Origin of the sequence: Nostoc cycadae WK-1, from assembly GCF_002897135.1 — a bacterium.
GTDB lineage: Bacteria > Cyanobacteriota > Cyanobacteriia > Cyanobacteriales > Nostocaceae > Nostoc_B.
The window spans coordinates 71,387-92,700 of sequence record NZ_DF978428.1 but is presented as its reverse complement, the minus strand read 5'-3'; the positions used below and the strand labels follow the sequence as shown (position 1 = coordinate 92,700).

Below are 21,314 nucleotides of genomic sequence, written 5' to 3'. Positions count from 1 at the left end.
CTGAGGAGAATTTTCCCACAATTCATCACTCACAATTCTTAATTCATCATTCATCATTCCATAATTCTTCGGTAACTTTTGCAGGTAACTTAGCTAAATCAGGCAACTGGAGTATCTCTAACTCAGCGACTTGCTCCTTAATATTCACAGGCATCTTAATTGGTTGCCGTTCTTCTATCCAACAACTTGCAACAGGTAAGGTTTGTTCTAATTCATCCAATGGCCGAGGAATCACCATCACAGCATTCAATTCCCCAATCCGTTCTGCTTCATACATTCCAGCTTCCACTGCTACCGCGACATTAGCCACAGAGCCACGAATAATGGCTGTACATAACCCCGCACCAATTTTTTCATAGGCTGCTAACTGCACATCAGCTGATTTCAACATGGCATCGCAAGCTCCTACCATCGCTGGAAATCCCCGTGTTTCCACGAGTCCAATAGCGAGGTTACTCAAACGGCTATAACTTCCTTCTTCCATATATTTACTTAATCTATTAGTAATGGGCAGCACTACATCCAGATTAGGAAAAGGGCGAGGAATCACCAAACTAGAAACCAATTGACCAAACTGTTCAGCCGTTTGTACACCTGACTCAACTGCTAAACGCACATCAGCTATGCCACCTCGAACAATAGCTGTACAGTGACCACTACCAATTTTTTCATATCCAACCAGATGAACTCCAGCGGATTTCAACATCATGTCAGCAGTTCCGACGATTGCCGGAAAGCTGAGGGTAGATACTAAACCCAAGGCAGTATCCTTGAAGTTATCTCTGTCTCGCCGATGCGATGCCCGAACAGTGCTAAGAGACTGTTTATTATATGTGTCCATGTGAATTCTCCAGGATACTCACAGTCAATAATGTAGATGCCCTTTTGCCAGCTTTCCCGTACTCCAGAGGAAAACCCGCATATTTGGGTAGGCTAAAGGTTGAAAGCGAAAGGCTGAAGAATAAAGCATAAAGGATGAAATGATTTTTCTCATCCCTCATAATTCATATTTCATACTTTAGAGGACAACTTACAATTAACACTTATTCGGGTGGTTCGTCAGACTTAGGATTGTTCAAGGATTGTCTATGGGGAAATAATGTCGTTAATAGCCTGTGAATACTACCTTGCCCATAAATTTGAGTTCCAAAAATATCCGAAGATTCAGAGTTATCCGCACTAATTTCTGATGAACCAGCAGCAGTTTCATCTTGCTCAGGCGGTGGTGGTTGAGCAGAGGGTGTGGGCGAAGGTTGAGGAATTGAAATAGACTGGTGGTTTAACTCCAAGAAAGCAGAAGCAGAAAGATTAGTTGAGGAAATAGAAATAGGTTTTTCCTGACTTCCCACAAAATTATTCTCCTCTGGTTGTTGCTCTTGGACATTAGGAGAAACAGCGTTATTAGTTAGTGGCTCTTGTGTTTGGGACAGACTAATCTGACGGCTAGTATCTCCTAACACTGAGCTTGGTGGTACTACTCTTCCCGGTTCTACAGAACAATTAAAAACTGTTGTTGCTGCACCAATACAAGCATTAGTACCAATTTTGCCTGCTCCTACCATCAAAAAACCAGCCCCCAAGTTAGCACCTGCTTCTACTTCTAGGGTTCCTTCATTGACTTGGAGAATTGACCCCATACCAATACAGACACCAGTGCCAATAATGATTTTACTGTTGGTAGCTGCTTGGAGTATCACGCCAGGTGCTAACACCGCACTGGGATGAATAGTCACATCGCCACTAATGTAAGGCTCAAAGTGATTGTGGAGGCGTAGTGGCGGCACAGACATGGAAAATTAAACCTCGGAAGATAGAAATGCTAAGGAGCCACTGCGTTGCGGTGAATCAGCGCTGCGGGAGGGTTTCCCTCCGCAGGCGACTGTGAACCCGAAGGGAGGTAACCTCCGTTGTAGCAAGTAACATTGCTGAGTACAATTCAGCATCGTTAATCACTTACTGTTTAGGGTGAGTATGACTAAATATTCTGGTTCAAAGTTAACTCAATACTTTCAACTCAGCAACGCCAGTGACTCTCGCAGGCTCGCTACCGCTCAAGTCGGCAGAGCCGCCCACGCGACTGGCTCCTCAGCACTTTCAACTCAGCACTACTACGGACGTTGAATAATTGTTTCCAACACTCGACGTTTGGCTTTCGGGTCAATCCCAATCAACCGCACGTACTCACCAGGATATTCAGAAAGATATGTTTCCAAAGCTGCAATCGCATCTCTTTCCGATCTGGCCTCAATTTGTCCACAGCTTGCCCAAGAACCAGTCCGGAAACGTCTTTGGTCTACGTGTTCGGCACTAATTTTATAACCACTTGCCAACAATTGCCGTAGCTGGTCTACAACTTCTGTATTTAACCGATTGCTTGTCGTCGTTGCGGTTGCGGTTGTCGAGCTAACACTACTTGAACTAGCATAAGATTTCTGACCATTAGAGACCGCTACAGGGCCATTAGGTCGTTGAATAATGCTTTCTAATACCCGACGCTTGGCTTTCGGGTCAATACCAATTAAACGGACATATTCGCCTTGATGGCTTTCAAGACATTCTTCTAAAGCCGCCACAACTTCATTAGTAGAAGTAGCGTCTATGGGCTTACAACTAGCCCAAGAACCAGTCCGAAAACGACGCTCATCTACGTGTTCAGACCCAATTTTGTAACCACCTGCTAATAATTGGCGGATTTGGTCTACAGTTTCAGCGCTAATTGAACCAATACCAGCACCGTTACTACTACCATTGCCGTTGCTGTTGTAACTAGTGTAGCTGGAACTACTTGTACTTGCAGGTGCTTTAAAGTTAGCTGCTACTTTTACCACACCATCTGGGCGTTGGATAATTGTCTCTAACACCCGACGTTTACCTTTAGGGTCAATCCCAAATAAACGTACGTACTCACCACTGTGGTCTGCCAGACAGCTTGCCAATGCTGATAAAGCTTCATTCACAGATCGCGCTTCAATTGGCTGGCAGCTAGTCCAAGAACCAGTCCTAAAGCGTCTTTGGTCTACATGTTCTGTACCAATCTTATAACCTTGCTCTAACAGATAGCGCACTTGATCTACTGTTTCTGCACCCAAGCTATTGCTTGCCACTTCACTACTCCTTTCCAACTCTAAGACAGTAACACCATTACCTGTATAAGATTTAGCTAATTCATCCCGGATGGGTGCAATACATTTGCTATCCGCAGCACAGCGATAACCAGCCCGCAATGCTTGATTAATCCCCACTACATGATGGGCAAATTGCTCATCTTGATCTTGCACATCTGGCAGACGGTCAGCTTGCTGCTGGCTTGTGATTATCGCTCCCGACGGCACATATTTACCAGAGGGAATTTCTACATCTTGAATTAAAGCGTGCATCATCACGATGCAGCCCTTACCCACTCTGGCATTAAATACCGTAGAGCGAAAGCCAATAAAGCAATTATCCCCTACATAAGCTGGGCCATGAATCAGAGCCATGTGGGTTAGGGAAGCATTATTCCCAACCCAGACCGAGTATTCTTCGCCATCATCACCGACTACTCGACCTTGCTCTAAACCATGAATCACTACACCATCTTGGATATTGGTCTTTTCACCGATATGAAAAGGTGTACCTTCATCCGCTCTAATCGAAGTCCCCGGAGCAACGATTACATTTGCACCTATCCGCACATCACCAATAATGTTAGAGAAAGAATGTACGAATGAAGTTTCGTGGATTTCTGGCTCAGCTAAACTTTTTGACCACGGGGTTGGGGGTGCCGCCGTGCTGCTGACTGCCATCGCGAGATTCCTCCTGAATTAAGCTTTTTGTAAATAGTCAATAGTCTATAGTCAATAGTCCATAGTTTACTGACCTTTAATGCCAGTTGCTTTCAGTTGGGAAAACCGCCCAACCTCTAGCTCCTTTTGACTGTTGACTGTTGACTATCTATATTGGTCTTTTTTACTGTAGATAAGGCGATCTTGAACATGAATAGTATCAATTATCGCCACAACTGCTGCATCTAAAGGGCGTTGTTCGTTACCAAGAATTTGACGAGCGGCACTGCCACAACTGACCAGCACCCACTCATCTACTCCTGCTCCCACCGTATCCGCTGCTACCTCGTATTGTGGCAGGATGTTTCCTTCTTCATCCACTAATTGCAACAGCAGTAGTTTTACACCTCTAAGACTTGGTTCTTTTTGAGTGCTAACTACTGTGCCACGCACTTTGGCAATTTGCATTATATGTTATGGTCTTCTGCCGCCGAAAGGACGAATTGCATTGACATTTTCCCGGAATTGTTCTACGTCTTCTGTATAACGAATTGGCAGCACGTATTCCAAGTTTTCATGGGGACGCGCAATGATGTGAGTAGACAGTACTTGTCCACCATTCACGCGCTTAACTGATTCAACGCCAGCTGCTACAGAAGCTTGGACTTCGGAAACATCACCCCGGACAATTACGGTGACACGACCACTACCGATTTTTTCGTAACCTACTAAGGTTACACGAGCGGCTTTCACCATCGCGTCAGCAGCTTCCACTACTGCTGGAAAGCCAAGGGTTTCTACCATTCCCACTGCAATTGACATTAGTTGTAATTCCTAATTAAATTTTCTCAAACAAAACAAAAGCGCAGATCAAGCAAGCAACCCCGTCAGTCACTTTGTCTTCTCAGCTTTTAAGTGCGAAACTGTTCCACAGCTTCGGTGTAACGAATCGGCAATACGTATTCCAAGTTTTCATGGGGACGCGCAATGATGTGAGTGGAAACCACTTCACCACCATTTACTCTTCTTGCCGCTTCAATTCCTGCTGCAACTGAAGCTTGCACTTCGGAAACATCACCCCGCACAATTACGGTGACACGAGCGCTACCAATTTTTTCATATCCTACCAAAGTTACACGGGCAGCTTTCACCATCGCATCAGCAGCTTCTACTACTGCTGGAAAGCCCTTAGTCTCAATCATTCCAACTGCAATTGGCATCGCAGAAACTCCTAAAAATTTAATCCAATCAGTACTGTGGTTTGAAAATTTTGACGGGGAAGCTCATCTTGAGCTAAAAGACACTTCCAAAATAAGCATAGGAAAGGTTGGCTCCCCTGGCAATATAAATTAGTATAATAGTTTATAATAAAAAAGTTTTAAAAAACTTAATTCTTTGTCATACCAGGTTTCTGCTCTCTTTAAGTCCACTGATTACAAGAGCAGACGCTTATGCTTTATAATTTCTTTATTACATATACAAAAAGCTGTTCATAGCCAAGACTAATTTGGTCTGGTGAGGAAGATAAAACTACTGCATGTTTTACAGTTTCTATCTTTCCTCTGTTTTGTAGTGCGTTAATAGGAATATCTAAAAAGCCTATAACTTTTTCAAATATATCTTATAAAACTCTCTGCTAAGAAGTAGAAATAGAAATTTACAAATTTAGCATGATTTCAATTAAAGGTGGAGAATTTGAATATGTAAAATAAGTTTATTGGTTTAAATATATTCCAGAGTCATTAAGTCAAAAATACTCATGGAAAATCTAATAGAAGAATAATTTAACAAATATTTTCACTAAAAAGATTTAGTAAACAATTGTTGTTCAAAAAGCTAAAAAAATCAAGGCAGAGTTGTAAAGGTAAGCAAATTAAATGAATGAGTTTCTATTTTCAACAAGTTGGTGTGTGCCTTTGTATAGTTTAATGGGCGCACTGTTAACTTTGCCCTGGGGTATGGGAATAATCAGAAAGACAGGCCCCAGACCAGCGGCATATTTCAACTTGTTGACCACTGTTTTGGCTTTTGCTCATAGCTTATTTGTGTTTAAAGATGTTTGGGACAGAGAACCAGAAAATATACTGGTTAGCTGGTTTCAAGCCGCGAATTTAAACTTATCTCTTTCATTAGAACTATCGCCTGTGAGTGTTGGGGCAACAGTTTTAATCACAGGGTTAAGTTTGTTGGCGCAAATTTACGCTTTAGGTTATCTAGAGAAAGACTGGTCACTGGCACGCTTTTTTGCACTACTTGGTTTTTTTGAAGCGGCACTGAGTGGTTTAGCAATTAGTGACTCTTTATTTCTCAGTTATGCCTTGTTAGAAGTCCTCACCCTTTCTACCTATTTATTAGTAGGCTTCTGGTACGCTCAACCTTTGGTAGTAACAGCAGCGCGGGATGCTTTTTTAACCAAGCGTGTGGGCGACTTATTATTGCTGATGTCGGTGGTAACGCTTTCGAGTTGGGCAGGTAGCTTAAATTTTTCTGATTTGTATGAGTGGGCGCAAACAGCAAATCTCAGTCCAGTAGCATCAACTTTACTTGGTTTGGGTTTAATTGCTGGGCCAGCGGGGAAGTGCGCTCAGTTCCCCTTGCACTTGTGGCTAGATGAAGCAATGGAAGGGCCAAACCCTGCTTCAGTGATGCGAAATTCGTTGGTAGTAGCTGGCGGTGCTTATTTACTGTACAAACTGCAACCTATTTTGGCTTTATCGCCAGTGGCATTGAATGCGTTAATTGTGATGGGTTCAGTGACGGCAGTGGGTGCGACTTTAGTATCGCTGGCACAAATTGATATTAAGCGATCGCTTTCTCATTCTACTAGTGCATATATGGGACTAGTGTTTTTGGCGGTAGGTATGCAGCAAGGGGGTGTAGCCGTAATGTTGCTGTTGACTCATGCGATCGCCAAAGCATTATTATTTATGAGTTCCGGTTCAGTTATTTACACTACCAGTACTCAAGATTTAACAGAGATGGGCGGTTTATGGTCGCGGATGCCTGCAACTACCACCGCCTTTGTTGTCGGCTCGGCTGGGATGATTACATTGCTACCCCTGGGAAGTTTTTGGGCAATGCTGTCATGGGCTGATGGTTTAGTAGCAATTAGCCCTTGGGTAATTGCCATTTTAGTGATAGTTAATGGCTTAACAGCCTTAAACTTGACAAGAGTCTTTAGATTAATCTTTTGGGGTACACCGCAACAAAAAACTCGTCGTTCCCCAGAAGTTGGCTGGCAAATGGCATTTCCAATGGTGACGTTGACGATACTGACCCTAATATTACCCCTCATGCTTCAGCAATGGTATTTACTACCAGATAGAAATAGTATTAATTGGTACGTAGTAGGAATATTATTAACTTCTACTGTCCTAGGAGTCGGTATAGGTTCAACAATGTACCTACATAAAGCTTGGTCAAGATCTAGAATTTTGGTATGGCGATTTTTGCAGGACTTATTGGGTTACGATTTTTACATAGACCGCATCTATCGATTAACAATAGTTGGGGCAGTAGCATTGCTGTCTAAGGTATCGGCTTGGAGCGATCGCTATCTAGTTGATGGCCTAGTAAACTTGGTGGGGATTTTCACAATTCTCGGCGGACAAAGTTTAAGGTATAGCATTTCTGGCCAGTCCCAAGGCTATATGTTGACTATTCTCGTAGTTATTAGCCTTCTTGGCTTTTTTATTAGCTGGTCATTAGGACTGCTCAATAACTTGCATTTTTAAAAGTGCTGAGTGCTGAGTAAAAAATCTACTCCGCACTCCCTACTCCAAATTCCCTAATCTCTAATTCTCTCTAAACTATGCTGAGTGCATTGATTTTGCTGCCATTGTTAGGCGCAACTATTATTGGTTTTTGGCCTACTGTGATTGATGGGAAACTAGCCAGGAGCATGGCTTTTGTCTTTGCTGGTATGACTTTCGTGTGGTCAATCTTTCTGGCAATTCAATTCGACCCAGGAAAAATTACTCAACAGTTTAGTGAGTTTATACCTTGGGTAGATGCTCTAGGCTTAAGTTATAACCTCGGAATAGATGGTTTATCTTTACCCTTGCTGGTTTTAAATGGACTATTAACTTGCATTGCCATCTCCAGCAGCGATGTTTCCATACAACGTCCACGACTGTATTACTCACTCATCCTACTGTTAAGTACTGGAGTCATAGGAGCCTTTCTGGCACAAGATTTACTCTTATTTTTCCTGTTTTATGAACTGGAACTGATTCCTTTATACCTGTTAATTGCCATTTGGGGTGGTGCAAGAAGAGGTTACGCCGCGACAAAGTTTTTGATTTACACCGCCATATCTGGCATTTTGCTTTTAGCAAGTTTCCTTGGTATGGTTTGGCTGAGTGGCGGTTCTAACTTTGCCTTAGCAAACTTAAATGCTGCATCTTTACCACTAGCAACTCAACTTTTATTGCTAGTAGGAATTTTAGTGGGTTTTGGGATTAAAATACCGCTGGTTCCCTTCCATACTTGGTTGCCCGATGCTCACGTTGAAGCCTCTACACCCATTTCCGTGCTACTAGCTGGTGTGCTGTTGAAGTTGGGAACTTACGGTTTACTGCGGTTTGGGATGAACTTGTTACCTGATGCGTGGAGTTATGCAGCACCTTGGTTAGCAACTTGGGCTGTAGTCAGTGTGCTTTATGGTGCATCTTGTGCGATCGCCCAAACTGACATGAAAAAGATGGTAGCCTATAGTTCAGTCGGACACATGGGCTATGTACTATTAGCCGCCGCCGCCGCTACACCCCTTAGTGTATTGGGTGCTGTGATGCAAATGATTAGCCACGGCTTGATTTCCGCCTTACTGTTTTTATTGGTAGGAGTAGTATACAAAAAAGCTGGGAGCCGTGATTTAGAAGTTATTCGCGGATTATTAAACCCCGAACGCGGAATGCCAGTTATTGGTAGCTTGATGGTTTTGGGAGTAATGGCCAGCGCAGGTATACCAGGAATGGTAGGTTTTATTTCCGAATTTGTGATTTTTAGCGGCAGTTTTGCGGTATTCCCTGTGCAAACTCTACTATCCATGCTAGGAACTGGCTTAACTGCGGTTTATTTCTTAATTTTGATGAATCGCGCTTTTTTTGGGCGCTTATCTGCACAAGTAGTTAATTTACCACGAGTCTATTGGAGCGATCGCCTGCCATCGGTAGTATTAGCTGTATTGATTGTGATTTTTGGCATTCAACCCGCTTGGTTATCTCGCTGGACTGAACCAACAATCACGGCCATGATAAGTGTAGATAAAGTAGTGGCAACAGTCTCTGTAGAAAAATCAAAGTAAAAAGTAAAAAGTAAAAAAATTTTACTTTTGCTTTTTTACTTTTGCCTTTTTATTGACTCATTCCCAATTTGGAGAACTGGCAATGGTAACTATTAAAAATAAACCTGGCTTACATCCTTTAGCTGAGTATGTAGAACGATTACAAACAGGTGGAACATTATTACCTGATAATCCAGAAAATGTTTTAGAAGTAGTTGGTATTCTCAAAAGCTATGGTGTAGTTTTAGATGCCTACTCCAAAAATCTCATCTACATTGCTGACCATCAATTTTTAGTATTTTTTCCTTTTTTTAAATACTTTAACGATGATTTCTCTTTTCAAAAATTATTGCGTCACTGGTGGCACGATCGCATCAATTATGAATATGCAGAATATTGTATGAAAGCCATGATGTGGCATGGTGGTGGTGGCTTAGATAGCTATTTAGATACCAAAGAATTTCAAGAACGAGCAAAAGCAGTTATCACCGCCAAATTTAAAAATAATCCTTTTATTTTAGGATTAAACCAATTATTTCCCGAATTTTTAACTGAACAATTGCGCGTTTCTGCTTATTACAGTGGTTTAGGTCAATTCTGGCGGGTAATGGCTGATATTTTCTTGACCTTATCAGACCGTTATGACCAAGGGGAAATCAAATCAATTCCCCAAGTCGTAAACTACATTAAAGCAGGCTTAGTAGCAGATGCTATGAAGCCAATAACCTACTCTGTCAAAATTCAAGATAAAGTCTACGACATTATTCCCAAAAAGACTGGTTTAACATTTTTAGCAGATACAGCAGTGCCTTATGTCGAGGCTGTTTTTTTTCGGGGAACTCCTTTTCATGGCACAGTTTCTTACAATGCCCAAGCTTACCAAATTTCCCCGGATCAAGGTAGATTCCAATATGGTGCATTGTATGCAGATCCTTTACCTATTGGTGGTGCTGGTATTCCGCCTACATTACTCATGCAGGATATGCGCCATTATCTGCCAGAATATTTGCACGCTATTTATCGGCGTGGGCTACGGGGTGAAGATGACTTACGGGTACAAATTTGTATAAGTTTCCAAAAGTCAATGTTTTGCGTGACTACAGCCGCAATTTTAGGATTGATGCCTTATCCTTTACAGACTCAAGATCCATCGGAACAAAATGCTAATCGAGTGTATTTGGAAAAGTGGATGGATCGATTTACAACTTCACGCTTAAGTGATGTTAATAGTTAAAGTGCTGATGAACATCATTTCAGACTTCACACTTCAACCAACACATCTGGTAGTTTCAATTTCCATTGCATCAGAAATAAAACAAACTCCGCCAAACTTATTCAGAGTTTGCCGGACATTTAACTCTACCAATGGCAATTTTTCGGGGGCAAAAAAGGCAATGATGTAAACATTGTCGAGCATTGTCATGGCTAAATCATGTGTGACTTTGCCTCTTGTGCCTTTGCCGGCGACATCTTTGACAACTGAATGTCCTGCTACGCCTGATTTTTCTAAAGACTCTAAAATTTTACCGAGTTCGACATAGTTGGCAAATATTTCGATCCGTTTTACAGCCTGCATTGTCTTATCTCCAAAATAGATTAATGCCGTATAGATATAGCGGTATACCTACAATGATATTAAAAGGGAAAGTCACAGCTAAAGCAGTCGAAATATACAGACTAGGATTAGCTTCTGGGACAGTTAGGCGCATGGCTGCGGGTACAGCAATGTAGGAAGCACTGGCACATAGCACTGAGAATAATAAACTATCTCCTTTTGGCATTCCGATCGCTTTCGCAATTAATAAAGCTATGGCGGCATTGAAAATTGGTACTAGTATCGCAAACAGAATCAGGAAAAAACCTGCTTTTTGTAAATCTTTGATTCTTCTAGCAGCCACCAGTCCCATATCTAACAAAAAGAACGTCAGCACACCGTAAAACAAATCTTGAGTAAAGGGTTTTAAAGTTTGCCAGCCGTGTTCTCCGGTGAGGACACCCATAACTAGGCTACCCACTAGCAAAAATACAGAACTATTGAGGAAGGCTTCTTGTAAGACTTCTGGCCAATTAAATTCGCGATCGCTTTCATCGACAGTGAAAACGTTAACCAATATTAAACCTACAACAATTGCTGGTGATTCCATCAAGGCCAAGGCTGCAACCATAAACCCATCAAAAGCCATCCCCAGTTGAGTCAGGAATGAACTAGCAGTGATAAAAGTTACCGCACTAATGGAACCATAAGTAGCTGCGATCGCTGCTGAATTATAAGTATCTAGTTTAATTCTGAGAATAAAAAACGTATAAACAGGAACAATACACGCCATCAATACTGCGGCTAAAAGGGTGAGGATAACTGCTTGGGTAACACCACTTTTGACTAGTTCTACACCGCCTTTAAACCCGATGGCAAATAGTAAATATAAAGACAATAGCTTAGGGATAGGTGCCGGGATTTCTAAATCTGTTTTGACGAACACCGCTAACATTCCCAGAAAGAAAGCCAATATGGGTGGATTTAAGATGTTAGATATGATGAGACTGACATCCATAATTCCACCATGCCTCCAAAAATTAGCTAAATACTCATAAATCAGTTTAGGGTAATAGCGTACATCTCTAAAATTCTTTTGATGTATTGCGGCGATCGCCTTATACTTGCCAAAGTGCTTTATCTATGCGCCAATCAAGACTGCGCTCTGGGTTCACAATCTATGCAAGTATTAGGTTGATAAAATGATGAGAAAATCCCGCATTTATTTTTGAAGTTGCCTTGATAAACATCTTGCGGGCGCTTAGTTATAGCTTTTATTTATCAGTATTTGACAAAAATGCTGATTTTACTGAAATCTAAAATAATTAAAACTTATTAATACCCTGATCAATTCAGGCCTAGAGGCACAAAAGCCGAAATCTCAGCGATCGCTGGGGCTGACTCAGTTTATACACTTTTTTGGCTGACAAATATATAATGCAAGCAAGCACTTGCATGAACCATTAAAATTTAGCGTTCAAGTACAAACAAACTCGTGCAAGGTTGATCAAAGCGACAACCGAGGTATTTGCAAATGCAGGTTTAACGAAAACTCACACCGATGAATTTGCTCGTATGACTGGGGTAAAGGAGGTAACTAAATATTGCCATCCCCAGAGTTTCATCAAATAGGCACTTGACAAACAGAAACCTTGGCTGATCAAGATTCCTACACAAGCAATTATCACAAGGTCGGTTGATCAGTCTCTCACCAAGCATCACTATATTTCAGCCAAGTTGCCCAAAGTTTAAGTCTATAAATGAGAAAACGAAAATGTCTCAGTCTGAGTTCCCTGATTCACAGTTTCCGGTTGAAATAGAACAGCCTGCTACTACTGACTCTAATCAGGCTCAACCAACAGATTTTTCAGCAGACCCAAAACCCATATCAATACTCCATAAAAAGCGGTCTTGGCCAGTGATTTTAGGCGTAGTTTTGTTAATTGCTGGTGTTGGTGGAGGTTGGCGATGGTGGCAAACTAGCCAAGCGAGTAATGCACCGAAGGGGACTGGAGCAGCGGCTGGTCAACCGATGGGAATTCCTGTGAAATTAGCCACGGTTGAGAATGCAACTATTCAGCAAACTTCAGAATTTGTGGGGACTTTAGATGCACCACGCTCAGTCACACTCAAACCAGAGATTGATGGACGCATTACAGAGATTTTATATAAAGAAGGCGATCGCATTTCCCAAGGACAAGTAGTAATTCGTTTGCAAAGTGATGATGCTCAAGCACAGTTACTCCAAGCCAAAGCCTCACTCGAACAAGCTCAAGCACGTTTAGCAGAACTGAAAGCAGGTACGCGTTCTGAAGAAATTGCCCAAGCTAGAGCGCAGTTAGTTCAAGCCCAAGCGCGGTTGCGAGATGCTCAAACAGGTTCAAGTCCAGAAGAAATGGCGCAAGCCGAAGCGCAAATTGAGGCCGCTAAATCTGACTTAGAACTGGCAAAATCCCGCGCCCAACGCTATGGAAACTTACAAAAACAAGGAGCTATTTCCGAAGATCAGATGGAAGGCTATTTGAAAGAACAACGTAGCGCCGCCGCCGCATTAGTGGTAGCCCAAAAACGCTTAGATCAACTCAGCAAAGGCAGAAATTCCAATATCAATGAGTTAGAAGGGGCAGTTGAACAACAAAGACAAAACGTCAGACAACTAGAAAACGGCCCTCGTCAAGAAGAAATTGCCCAAGCGCGATCGCAAGTTACCCAAGCTGCTGCCCAAGTCAAAGCCGCCCAAGTACAGTTGCAATATACTAATGTCCGCGCTCCCTTTACAGGTATTGTGGGTGATATTCCCGTCAGAGTTGGAGAATTTGTCAGCAAAGCAGACAACCTCACCACTCTCACCAGAAATGACTCCTTGGAATTGAACATATCTGTACCACTTAATGAAAGTCAGCAATTGCGCGTTGGCTTACCTGTACAAATGCTTGATGCTCAAGGTCAAGCCACAGCTACAGGTAAAATCAGTTTCATTTCGCCCAATGCCACTTCTAATTCGCAAACAGTTTTAGCTAAGGCCGTTTTTGGTAATGGCAACAGACAATTAGTCAATCGTCAGTTAGTCCAAACTAAAATCATTTGGGATGAACGCCCCGGAATTTTAATTCCGGTGACAGCTGTATCACGTTTGGGTGGAGAAACATTTGTATTTGTAGCGCAAGCACCAGAAAATCCCAAACCCGGAGCGCCATCGTTAGTAGCTTTGCAAAAACCAATCAAGTTAGGAGCAATTGAGGGTAGTAATTACCAAGTATTAGAAGGATTGAAAGCAGGAGAAAAAATCGTAGTTTCCGGTATTCTCAACCTCACCAACGGCGCACCGATAATTCCTTCTCCCTAAAAAAAATCTAAAGGGTAAAGGGTAAAATTTCATACTTCATACTTCATACTTCACACTTCCTATTTATGTTTGTTGATTTCTTCATCAAGCGACCAGTCTTTTCTACAGTCTGCGCGATCATTATCTTACTGGTGGGATTAATTAGTATTCCCACATTACCCATCGCCCAGTTTCCCGATATTAGTCCTAACCAAATCAACGTTACTGCCAACTACAGTGGAGCCAGTGCCGAAGTAGTAGAAAGCGGCATCACTAATATCTTAGAAAGACAAATTAATGGAGTTGAAGGTCTGAGATATATGACCTCCAGCAGCAGCAACGATGGTACAAGTAGTATTACAGTTACCTTCGATGCCTCACGCAATAAAGATTTGGCTGCTGTTGATGTCCAGAATCGTGTTTCCATTGCCGAGGCACAATTACCAGATGTCGTGCAGCGTACAGGTGTTAGGGTCAGCAAGCAATCTAACAATATTCTCTTAGGAATTGGTTTATATACCGACAATAAAGAATATGACAACACATTCTTGAGCAACTACGCTGACCTGTACGTAGCAGATGCGCTCAAAAGAGTCAAAGGCGTAGGTGATGTCCGCATTTTTGGTGAACGCCGCTATGCTATGCGCCTGTGGTTAGATCCCAGTCGGTTAGCAACACGGGGATTGACCACAGAAGATGTCACAACAGCACTGGCACAACAAAACTTGCAAATTGGTGCAGGGAGAATTGGCCAAGAACCTGCCCCCAAAGGACAACAATATCAAATTGATGTCCGTGCAGCCAGCAGACTGACAGAACCAAAAGAATTTGAAGAAATTGTGATTAAGTCCGAAGATGATGGGACTTTAGTCAAACTCAAAGATATCGGTCGAGCCGAATTAGGGGCAGAGAATTATAATACATTTCTGCGATATCGGGCTAAGGATGCTGTCGGGTTGGGTATTTATCAAGTTCCTGGGAGTAATGCTTTAGATGTAGCCAAGGGAGTGAAAGCGGCAATAGCGCAGTTAGCTCCAAGTTTTCCACCAGGGATGAAATATCAGGTAGCTTTTGACACAACTATGTTTGTGGAAGAGTCTTTGGCAGAAGTAATCAAGACTCTATTTGAAGCTGTGGTGTTGGTGGTCATCGTCATTTTCTTATTCTTACAAGACTGGCGCACGACGCTGATTCCCGCACTCACAATTCCTCTAGCATTGGTGGGGACATTTGCCTTCGTCAAAGTATTTAACTTTTCGATTAATAGTTTGACCTTATTTGGTTTAACCTTAGCATCAGGGATGGTAGTAGATGATGCGATCGTTGTGGTTGAGCAAATAAGTCGTTTTATTCAAGATAAAGGCATAAATCCCCGCCGTGCCGCGAGTGAATCAATGGCCGAGTTATTTGGTGCAGTCATCGCTACCTCTTTGGTGTTGATGGCGGTGTTTGTGCCAGTGGCGTTCTTTCCAGGAACCACAGGTGCATTGTATCGGCAATTTGCCTTAACCATTGCCTTTTCTATTGCTATTTCCACTTTTTTCGCACTGACCCTCACACCTTCGTTATGTGCTTTGCTACTGCGTCAAGGGCAAAGACCTACGGGTTGGCTAGGTTGGATTTTTAACCAGATTAACAGATTTTTGGACTGGGTAACGCAAGGATATCGGCGATCGCTCAATTTCCTGATTCAAGCGGACATTTGGTGTAGTTAACAATTCTTCCCAATCAGATGCTATTTCGGGATTATGAGGAAACAAGTAGCGTCTTTGTGCCACAGTAGCAAGAGCATCATGCCAAATGCCTGCTGCTGCATACAAAACTGCACGCTCTTGTCTAGTTGCTTGTTGTAATTTTTTTACCAGTTGTAAGTCTGGTAGCACGCGTTGTATCAAACCAGCTACAACCTTATTTTGAGACTTGTCTGTAGGATTACATATTACAGATAATTTCCATTTATATTGTTTGTTTACTGCCAAAGAATTAACAGGCAGACGTATGCTAATTATGCCAGCTTTGTTGTTAGGTTTATATTTCTGTGTGTAAACCTCTTGCTCAGTTTCATTTTGAACAACTAGCTCTAATTCTGGTGCAGAAGTTTGGGGAACATAAAAAAACAAGGCAGGATTTGACAGGGTAGTTAATCCTAATTGGGATTCGGGAATTAAAGCTGTTAACGGTATTTTCCCTGACAAACATTGATTAGGAACTGCTACAGATGCTCCGTTCCTGTCTTGATTTGGTGGAATCGTCCTTTGAATAGGGGGAGTAACAATGTTACCACCGTTACCACCAAAACCACGAGTAGACGGTACTATTGGTGCTGGTTGTGTTTGGAGGATGTCTATATTTACATTCCCCCCAGACGGTGGTTCATACGCCCGTGTTCCAGCTGGGATTAATCTCTGTGGGCTACCAAGAACCGGAGGGACAAATATAATTTTTTCTCTGGCTATTGCGGTATTTACTGGTAAAACACTAGTCATACCAACAGTTGTCGCTACAATTATTATCCCGATTTTTTGTAGTTTTGAGGAGATCATCTGCTTGATTTCTGCTATGGGGAAATGTTGCTCAATTATTTAACAACAGTTTTGGAGCTTCTTTTTCGGGAATTAAAGGTTTTTGTGCTAGTTTTTCATCAAACTCTACTCCAGGTGCTGTTAACAATGCTTCCCAATCAGCTTTGAGTTTTAAATCATAAGGACGCGCGTATCTCAATCTTGCTAAAGTATCAAGGGCATCATGCCAGATTCCGGCATCTGCGTAGAGTAGCACACGCTCTTGAGGAGTCGCTTGTGCTAGTTTATTCATCAGTGAAGGATTTTCAAAACGTTGAATAGTGCCTTGGACGACTTTATCTAAAGAAGGGTCTTGGGAATTACATTTGATTGAGAAATTCCACTTATATTTTTGATTCACAGCTAAAGTGTCCGGTGGTAGATGTATTCCTATGACTCCTGCTTTGGTATTTGGCTGATACTTCTGTTGATAAACAGTTTGTCCATCTTGATTGTCATTTTGAATGACTAACTCTAAATTAGTAGCAGTATTTTGGGGAATAAAGAAATATAAGGTGGGATTCCCCACTGTAGTTAACCCCAGGTTTGACTGAGGAATTAAGGCTGTGAGATTTTGATTTTTGGCTACACAAGTTCCCCCGCGTGTAGCCGCAGGTACTCTTCGATTAGGGTTACCTAAATATGGTGGTAGGCGTAATCTCACGCGAGTACCAGACTGGACTGTTCTTTTCGGCTTCCCTAGAGTAGTTGGTAGAGTTTCTGTTTCTGGCTGGGCTATGGCAATGTTAGTAGGAGAGAGAATAGTAAACCCAAAAATAGCGGTGAAGAATATTAGCCAGATTTTTTGTGGCATCGGGGCGAGCATTAAATATACTCCTACTATTATGGAATTTTCATAAATTTAACTATATTCCACCAAACCACTCATAACCTTCGTCAATCCAATAGCCTTTTTTACTGCTAAGAGTGCTAGTTAATGTAATGCGAGTTACCCATTTAGATTGTTTATAACCAAGCTTGATGGGAGCAGCAAGACGCAATGGCGCACCATTCTCTGCTGATAATGGCTGACCATTTTTTTGATAAGCCATAAGGGTTTGAGGGTGTAATACCGAGGCAATATCCCAGCTTTCATAGTAGTCATCGGCAGACTGAAAGTAAGCGTATCGAACTTGAGATTTTGGTTGTACCAAATTCAGCAAATCACTTAAGCGCACGCCTCCCCATTGAACGATCGCCGCCCAACCTTCGACGCACACATGACGGATTACCATTGAGGTAAGGGGCAATTTTTGGATGTCTGCCATGCTTAATTGCATTGGCTGATTTACTTCTCCATCTATGATCAGGCGAAATGTCGCAGGATCAATTTGAGGAGTACCATTAAAGCTATTGATTAACAGTGCATTTGGTTCAATGGCACTGATAGGAAATTCTGGGACTGGTGTCTGGGCTTTGAGTAATAATTCGCCTACTTTTAAGTTCAGCGGCTCAGTGAGGCTACCGACTTGCTCTGACAGTAGGTTGGTACCACAACTGCTCAGGAGTAGACCCATACTGGACATTCCCGATAGTTGCAACAACCGACGGCGTGTCAATAGATGGCGCGGTGCTGTGAATTCTTCCATACCACCTCTTCTAAGTAAACATTGATTTAATCAGACGATAACCGCCGACTTTCTGGGATAGCAGAAAATGAGCGATGACAAATACTACAATGATGGGGACGCTAACAAAGTGAACTACGCGTAAGATTTGCCAATTACCAAATAAGCCAGATAACCAATGTAGTTGGGCTGGTTTGTACATTGCTAACCCAGAGGCGATCGCCAGAATCAATACTGGTACAATTCCGGTATAAATTAACCGATGCCAAGCATAGTTTTTCCGTTTTGGATTCTGCCCTTTTTGTAAAACTTGCAAGTCACCTTGGGAAACAAACCGCTTTTCCCAACGCTTTGTGAAAAATATATAAGCACCATAAGCTAACAAGTTCAGCGCAAATAGCCACATTGCTGCAAAGTGCCAATTACGACCCCCACCTAACCATCCTCCTAGTAAGAATGTGCGAGGAAATGTCCAAGCTCCTCGTCCACCAAACACAGGGTTAGCATTGTAAATTTGCAAGCCACTGCCAATCATTACAATCAAACTAATGATATTGATGCCATGAAATATTTTGGCAGACAACTGTTGTTTCGGCCCCGCCGGAGGTTTGCTACGTTTGCCAGCTTTAGAAGAAGCCATAAAAAATCCTAGTTTTTGTATTCAAACCTAAAATGGATCAGGTGTTCTACTGCCTTATGGAATCACGGATACCTAATACTTATATCAGGTTTATTTCTCGTCTTTATGCTTTTGGGAAATTGGTAAGAGAATGATTACAAAAGTATTTATCTATTACCAATTAATATTCATTACCAATAATTAAGCGCACTAGAGATTATTTGCTGAAGGCAGCATAACCAAAGGTAGCGTTAAACTTCCGACACCAAATTGCCGCACTGGCGAAATCTGCAATCTTGATATTATCGGGGATTGCATAGCGTTGAGTCCCAGATGTTTTTTGCAAACGTCCCAAACTTGCGTAATCTTTTTCAGTTATCCCGTAAATTTGCGGTTTGTTCTGGCGGTGTAAAATGACAAACAAGTCTGGCCCGCTGTCTGTTTTGAAGTTTTGATCTAATATTAAAAAGCTTTTACCATTCTCAGTAACGATACTGGCACTGCCTTTAGTTACGTGTTCTCCTTTGACAAAACTACCAGATTTGACAACTGTTGGGGTTTGAGATTCTGTCGGTGGTGTTGAGGCTGTGGGGGATGCCGTCTCAGCAACTTGAACGTTCTGTATACTTTGGCTAGAAGGCTTTTCCGTAGGTTGTGTGGCGATCTCTTTTGTACAACTAATGATCGCCAAGGCAGCCAAACTCAAAATTATTAATTTACCTTGCATGGCTCAAAAGCCTCCAATTCAGCTATCTCTCTTGATTTGTTGCGCTGGTTTACTAGCACCATTCGTGTTGGCAAATTCAGGATAATTACTGTCATAATTGCAACTTACCATGAAGTTACTATTAACTACACTGAAAGTATGGAAAAACCCTGAAAATTTAGCAAGAATTTATAAAATACCTCAAAAATTTGCTCTGGTTGTTGGAGAATTTACAGTGGGAGGCTGGGAAACATAGGAGCTAACCACAGTTGAATTTGCACATCCCAACCCAGAAGAATGGCGATCGCGGATGCGGCTACTAAAACACCGCCAACTCTGTGTAAAATTTCACTTCGAGAACGCAAACCCAACAAAGATTTACTGGCATAACGCCCAGCATAAGCGATCGCGAGTAACGGTAACGCGGCTCCCAAACCAAAAGCCAATAACAGCGTAAATGTCCCCCAAATTTCATGCTTACTGGCTGCCAAAATTAAAATGCTCCCCAGTACAGGCCCAGCACAAGGAGTCCACAACAAACCAAGCTGAGTTCCTAACCAAAATTCTCCGGTTAATCCTACTCCTGTGGTTCTTTTGATTCTGCCTAATTGCAAATAACTCAGTAGCAGATAACTCCACTTAGGAAAGATAGATAGCAAACCCAAGAACAACAGAATAAATATGCCTACATAACGCAAAGTACTGGCCAATCCAGCCAACCAACTGCTGGCAATTCCTAGCAAACTACCTGCTGTGGCAAATCCAGCTACTAAACCAGCGACTAAAGCTATCGGGCCGTAGCGATGGGTAGAAAGCGATCGCCCCACCAAAACAGGCAAAACAGGCAAAACACAAGGCGAGAGTACTGTTAAAGTCCCTGCCAAAATTGCTAATCCCGCTGATAGGGAAGTGGTTGCCATCTTGACCTATCCTAAAAGCTGACGAATCATCTGTTCTGTATCGGAATAAGCGCCTTCACCAATGTGGTCGTAGCGAATCACTCCCTGGCGGTCTGCTAAAAACAAATGCGGCCAGTATTCGTTTTTATAGGCATTCCAAGTTTGGAATTCATTATCTATCGGCACTGGATAGGTAATTTTGTGCTTTTGCAAAGCTTGTTTGACATTGTTGACCACTTTTTCATAAGCAAACTCTGGTGTGTGGACACCTACAACTTTCAGTCCTTTAGCTGCATATTCTTGATGCCAACGAGTAACGTAGGGTAAGGTGCGCTGACAATTAATACAAGCAAATGTCCAAAATTGAATCAATACTACACTCCCTTTGAGGTCAGCCGTTGTTAAAGGTGAGGAGTTGAGCCACTGGGAAATCCCTTGGAATTCTGGGAGCAGTTGTGCGTTAGCAGGTACCGCAGCGACACTTTGAGTGGGAGCGCTACTAGGCGTAGGCGCAACAGCATTAGGAACTACGATTTTTTGAGAACATCCAGATGAGATCGCCACTCCACCTGCTCCTAATGCTCCTAACCCCAGATAGGTCAGAAGTCGGCGGCGCTTGATGAAATATTTATCCATAAAGCAATTGTTTTAGTTATGAAGATTAATCGGAATGCTTTTGAGTTTCGGATGATTACGTAGATACCGAAACAACTTTTCGGAGAAAGGGGTGCGTACACAACGCACCCATGAATTACTTTGGTAATTTTTACCTGTTTTGAGAAATAGTTCCCAGCTTGGAACTCATACAGGATAAAAATTGACCAACTTTTACCTCAACAGTTTTCAAGAACGGTTACAAAAAGTTTTTTGAGCAATTCTTGTATATACAAGTGACTTCAGGATACAAACTTTGTTTATTTGGGTAAAAACTGCCTTTTTAGTCAATGTATCCTAAGTAACCTAACTATTAGGGTGTAGTAGTTGGTGCAGGAGTAGCACCTTCTTTCTTCATAGCATCGCCTTTTTTCATAGCGTCGCCATCTTTCTTCATAGC

Annotated in this window: 20 protein-coding genes and 1 pseudogene; 6 read left to right on the top strand and 15 right to left on the bottom strand. The window is 42.2% G+C overall.

The features are described 5' to 3' along the window. Positions 1 to 46: 46 nt before the first annotated feature. Together NCWK1_RS13095 and NCWK1_RS13090 are read right to left on the bottom strand one after the other, a co-directional pair. Positions 47 to 841: a beta-carboxysome assembly protein CcmO gene (locus NCWK1_RS13095; protein WP_103125023.1), complete on the bottom strand. Its 795-nt coding sequence runs from the start codon at positions 839 to 841 to the stop codon at positions 47 to 49. A gap of 202 nt (positions 842 to 1,043) precedes the next feature. Beyond that, positions 1,044 to 1,790: a beta-carboxysome scaffolding protein CcmN gene (locus NCWK1_RS13090; protein WP_103125022.1), complete on the bottom strand. Its 747-nt coding sequence runs from the start codon at positions 1,788 to 1,790 to the stop codon at positions 1,044 to 1,046. Positions 1,791 to 1,971: 181 nt separating this feature from the next. Here NCWK1_RS13090 and NCWK1_RS29580 point away from each other — a divergent pair, with 181 nt between their 5' ends. Continuing rightward, positions 1,972 to 2,121, top strand: a complete 150-nt coding sequence (locus NCWK1_RS29580; protein ID WP_187308142.1) for a hypothetical protein — start codon at positions 1,972 to 1,974, stop codon at positions 2,119 to 2,121. Here NCWK1_RS29580 and NCWK1_RS13085 read toward each other — a convergent pair. The 4 genes from NCWK1_RS13085 to NCWK1_RS13070 all read right to left on the bottom strand — a co-directional run bounded on the left by NCWK1_RS13085 (position 2,109) and on the right by NCWK1_RS13070 (position 4,984). After that, positions 2,109 to 3,785 (bottom strand): beta-carboxysome scaffolding protein CcmM, encoded by a 1,677-nt coding sequence (locus tag NCWK1_RS13085; RefSeq protein ID WP_096583380.1) that lies wholly within the window; start codon positions 3,783 to 3,785, stop codon positions 2,109 to 2,111. The genes NCWK1_RS29580 and NCWK1_RS13085 overlap by 13 nt on opposite strands. Positions 3,786 to 3,929: 144 nt before the next feature. After that, entirely contained in the window at positions 3,930 to 4,232 is a 303-nt protein-coding gene (locus NCWK1_RS13080; protein WP_015111749.1) for a beta-carboxysome shell vertex protein CcmL, read from the bottom strand. A 6-nt stretch (positions 4,233 to 4,238) separates the two neighbouring features. Beyond that, positions 4,239 to 4,586 carry a carbon dioxide-concentrating mechanism protein CcmK gene (locus NCWK1_RS13075; protein ID WP_015111750.1) on the bottom strand — a complete coding sequence of 116 codons (348 nt, stop codon included), beginning with the start codon at positions 4,584 to 4,586 and terminating at the stop codon, positions 4,239 to 4,241. A gap of 89 nt (positions 4,587 to 4,675) precedes the next feature. After that, a complete protein-coding gene (locus tag NCWK1_RS13070) occupies positions 4,676 to 4,984 on the bottom strand; it encodes a carbon dioxide-concentrating mechanism protein CcmK (protein WP_010995042.1) in 309 nt (102 codons plus the stop codon). A 657-nt stretch (positions 4,985 to 5,641) separates the two neighbouring features. Here NCWK1_RS13070 and NCWK1_RS13065 point away from each other — a divergent pair. The 3 genes from NCWK1_RS13065 to NCWK1_RS13055 all read left to right on the top strand — a co-directional run bounded on the left by NCWK1_RS13065 (position 5,642) and on the right by NCWK1_RS13055 (position 10,282). After that, the gene (locus NCWK1_RS13065) at positions 5,642 to 7,498 is read left to right on the top strand and encodes an NAD(P)H-quinone oxidoreductase subunit F (RefSeq protein WP_103125021.1); all 1,857 of its coding nucleotides are present in this window, start codon (positions 5,642 to 5,644) and stop codon (positions 7,496 to 7,498) included. 77 nt (positions 7,499 to 7,575) lie between these two features. Further along, positions 7,576 to 9,069, top strand: coding sequence for an NADH-quinone oxidoreductase subunit M (locus NCWK1_RS13060; protein WP_103125020.1), 1,494 nt, complete (start codon positions 7,576 to 7,578; stop codon positions 9,067 to 9,069). 82 nt (positions 9,070 to 9,151) lie between these two features. Continuing rightward, positions 9,152 to 10,282, top strand: coding sequence for a CO2 hydration protein (locus NCWK1_RS13055; protein ID WP_103125019.1), 1,131 nt, complete (start codon positions 9,152 to 9,154; stop codon positions 10,280 to 10,282). 33 nt (positions 10,283 to 10,315) lie between these two features. On the opposite strand, the gene NCWK1_RS13050 is transcribed toward NCWK1_RS13055, so the two are convergent. Together NCWK1_RS13050 and NCWK1_RS13045 are read right to left on the bottom strand one after the other, a co-directional pair. Beyond that, the gene (locus NCWK1_RS13050; protein WP_096583388.1) at positions 10,316 to 10,624 is read right to left on the bottom strand and encodes a P-II family nitrogen regulator; all 309 of its coding nucleotides are present in this window, start codon (positions 10,622 to 10,624) and stop codon (positions 10,316 to 10,318) included. A gap of 4 nt (positions 10,625 to 10,628) precedes the next feature. Next, complete coding sequence (locus NCWK1_RS13045) at positions 10,629 to 11,600, bottom strand: sodium-dependent bicarbonate transport family permease (protein WP_103125018.1); 972 nt, start codon at positions 11,598 to 11,600, stop codon at positions 10,629 to 10,631. A 756-nt stretch (positions 11,601 to 12,356) separates the two neighbouring features. On the opposite strand from NCWK1_RS13045, the gene NCWK1_RS13040 reads away from it, so the two are divergent. Together NCWK1_RS13040 and NCWK1_RS13035 are read left to right on the top strand one after the other, a co-directional pair. After that, complete coding sequence (locus NCWK1_RS13040) at positions 12,357 to 13,928, top strand: efflux RND transporter periplasmic adaptor subunit (protein ID WP_103125017.1); 1,572 nt, start codon at positions 12,357 to 12,359, stop codon at positions 13,926 to 13,928. A 65-nt stretch (positions 13,929 to 13,993) separates the two neighbouring features. Beyond that, a pseudogene (locus NCWK1_RS13035) lies at positions 13,994 to 15,601 on the top strand (efflux RND transporter permease subunit); the annotation flags it as partial. Here NCWK1_RS13035 and NCWK1_RS13030 read toward each other — a convergent pair. The 7 genes from NCWK1_RS13030 to NCWK1_RS13000 all read right to left on the bottom strand — a co-directional run bounded on the left by NCWK1_RS13030 (position 15,518) and on the right by NCWK1_RS13000 (position 20,896). Further along, positions 15,518 to 16,393 carry a DUF928 domain-containing protein gene (locus NCWK1_RS13030; RefSeq protein ID WP_245894897.1) on the bottom strand — a complete coding sequence of 292 codons (876 nt, stop codon included), beginning with the start codon at positions 16,391 to 16,393 and terminating at the stop codon, positions 15,518 to 15,520. The pseudogene NCWK1_RS13035 and the gene NCWK1_RS13030 overlap by 84 nt on opposite strands. An 88-nt stretch (positions 16,394 to 16,481) precedes the next feature. Next, positions 16,482 to 17,294, bottom strand: coding sequence for a DUF928 domain-containing protein (locus NCWK1_RS13025; RefSeq protein WP_103125015.1), 813 nt, complete (start codon positions 17,292 to 17,294; stop codon positions 16,482 to 16,484). 40 nt (positions 17,295 to 17,334) lie between these two features. Beyond that, positions 17,335 to 18,057 (bottom strand): molybdopterin-dependent oxidoreductase, encoded by a 723-nt coding sequence (locus NCWK1_RS13020; protein ID WP_103125014.1) that lies wholly within the window; start codon positions 18,055 to 18,057, stop codon positions 17,335 to 17,337. 10 nt (positions 18,058 to 18,067) lie between these two features. Next, complete coding sequence (locus NCWK1_RS13015) at positions 18,068 to 18,676, bottom strand: cytochrome b/b6 domain-containing protein (protein ID WP_096583406.1); 609 nt, start codon at positions 18,674 to 18,676, stop codon at positions 18,068 to 18,070. 196 nt (positions 18,677 to 18,872) lie between these two features. Beyond that, positions 18,873 to 19,382 (bottom strand): DM13 domain-containing protein, encoded by a 510-nt coding sequence (locus NCWK1_RS13010; protein ID WP_103125013.1) that lies wholly within the window; start codon positions 19,380 to 19,382, stop codon positions 18,873 to 18,875. A 209-nt stretch (positions 19,383 to 19,591) separates the two neighbouring features. Beyond that, positions 19,592 to 20,281, bottom strand: coding sequence for a cytochrome c biogenesis CcdA family protein (locus NCWK1_RS13005; RefSeq protein ID WP_103125012.1), 690 nt, complete (start codon positions 20,279 to 20,281; stop codon positions 19,592 to 19,594). A gap of 6 nt (positions 20,282 to 20,287) precedes the next feature. After that, entirely contained in the window at positions 20,288 to 20,896 is a 609-nt protein-coding gene (locus NCWK1_RS13000; RefSeq protein WP_096583412.1) for a thioredoxin family protein, read from the bottom strand. Positions 20,897 to 21,314: the final 418 nt, after the last annotated feature.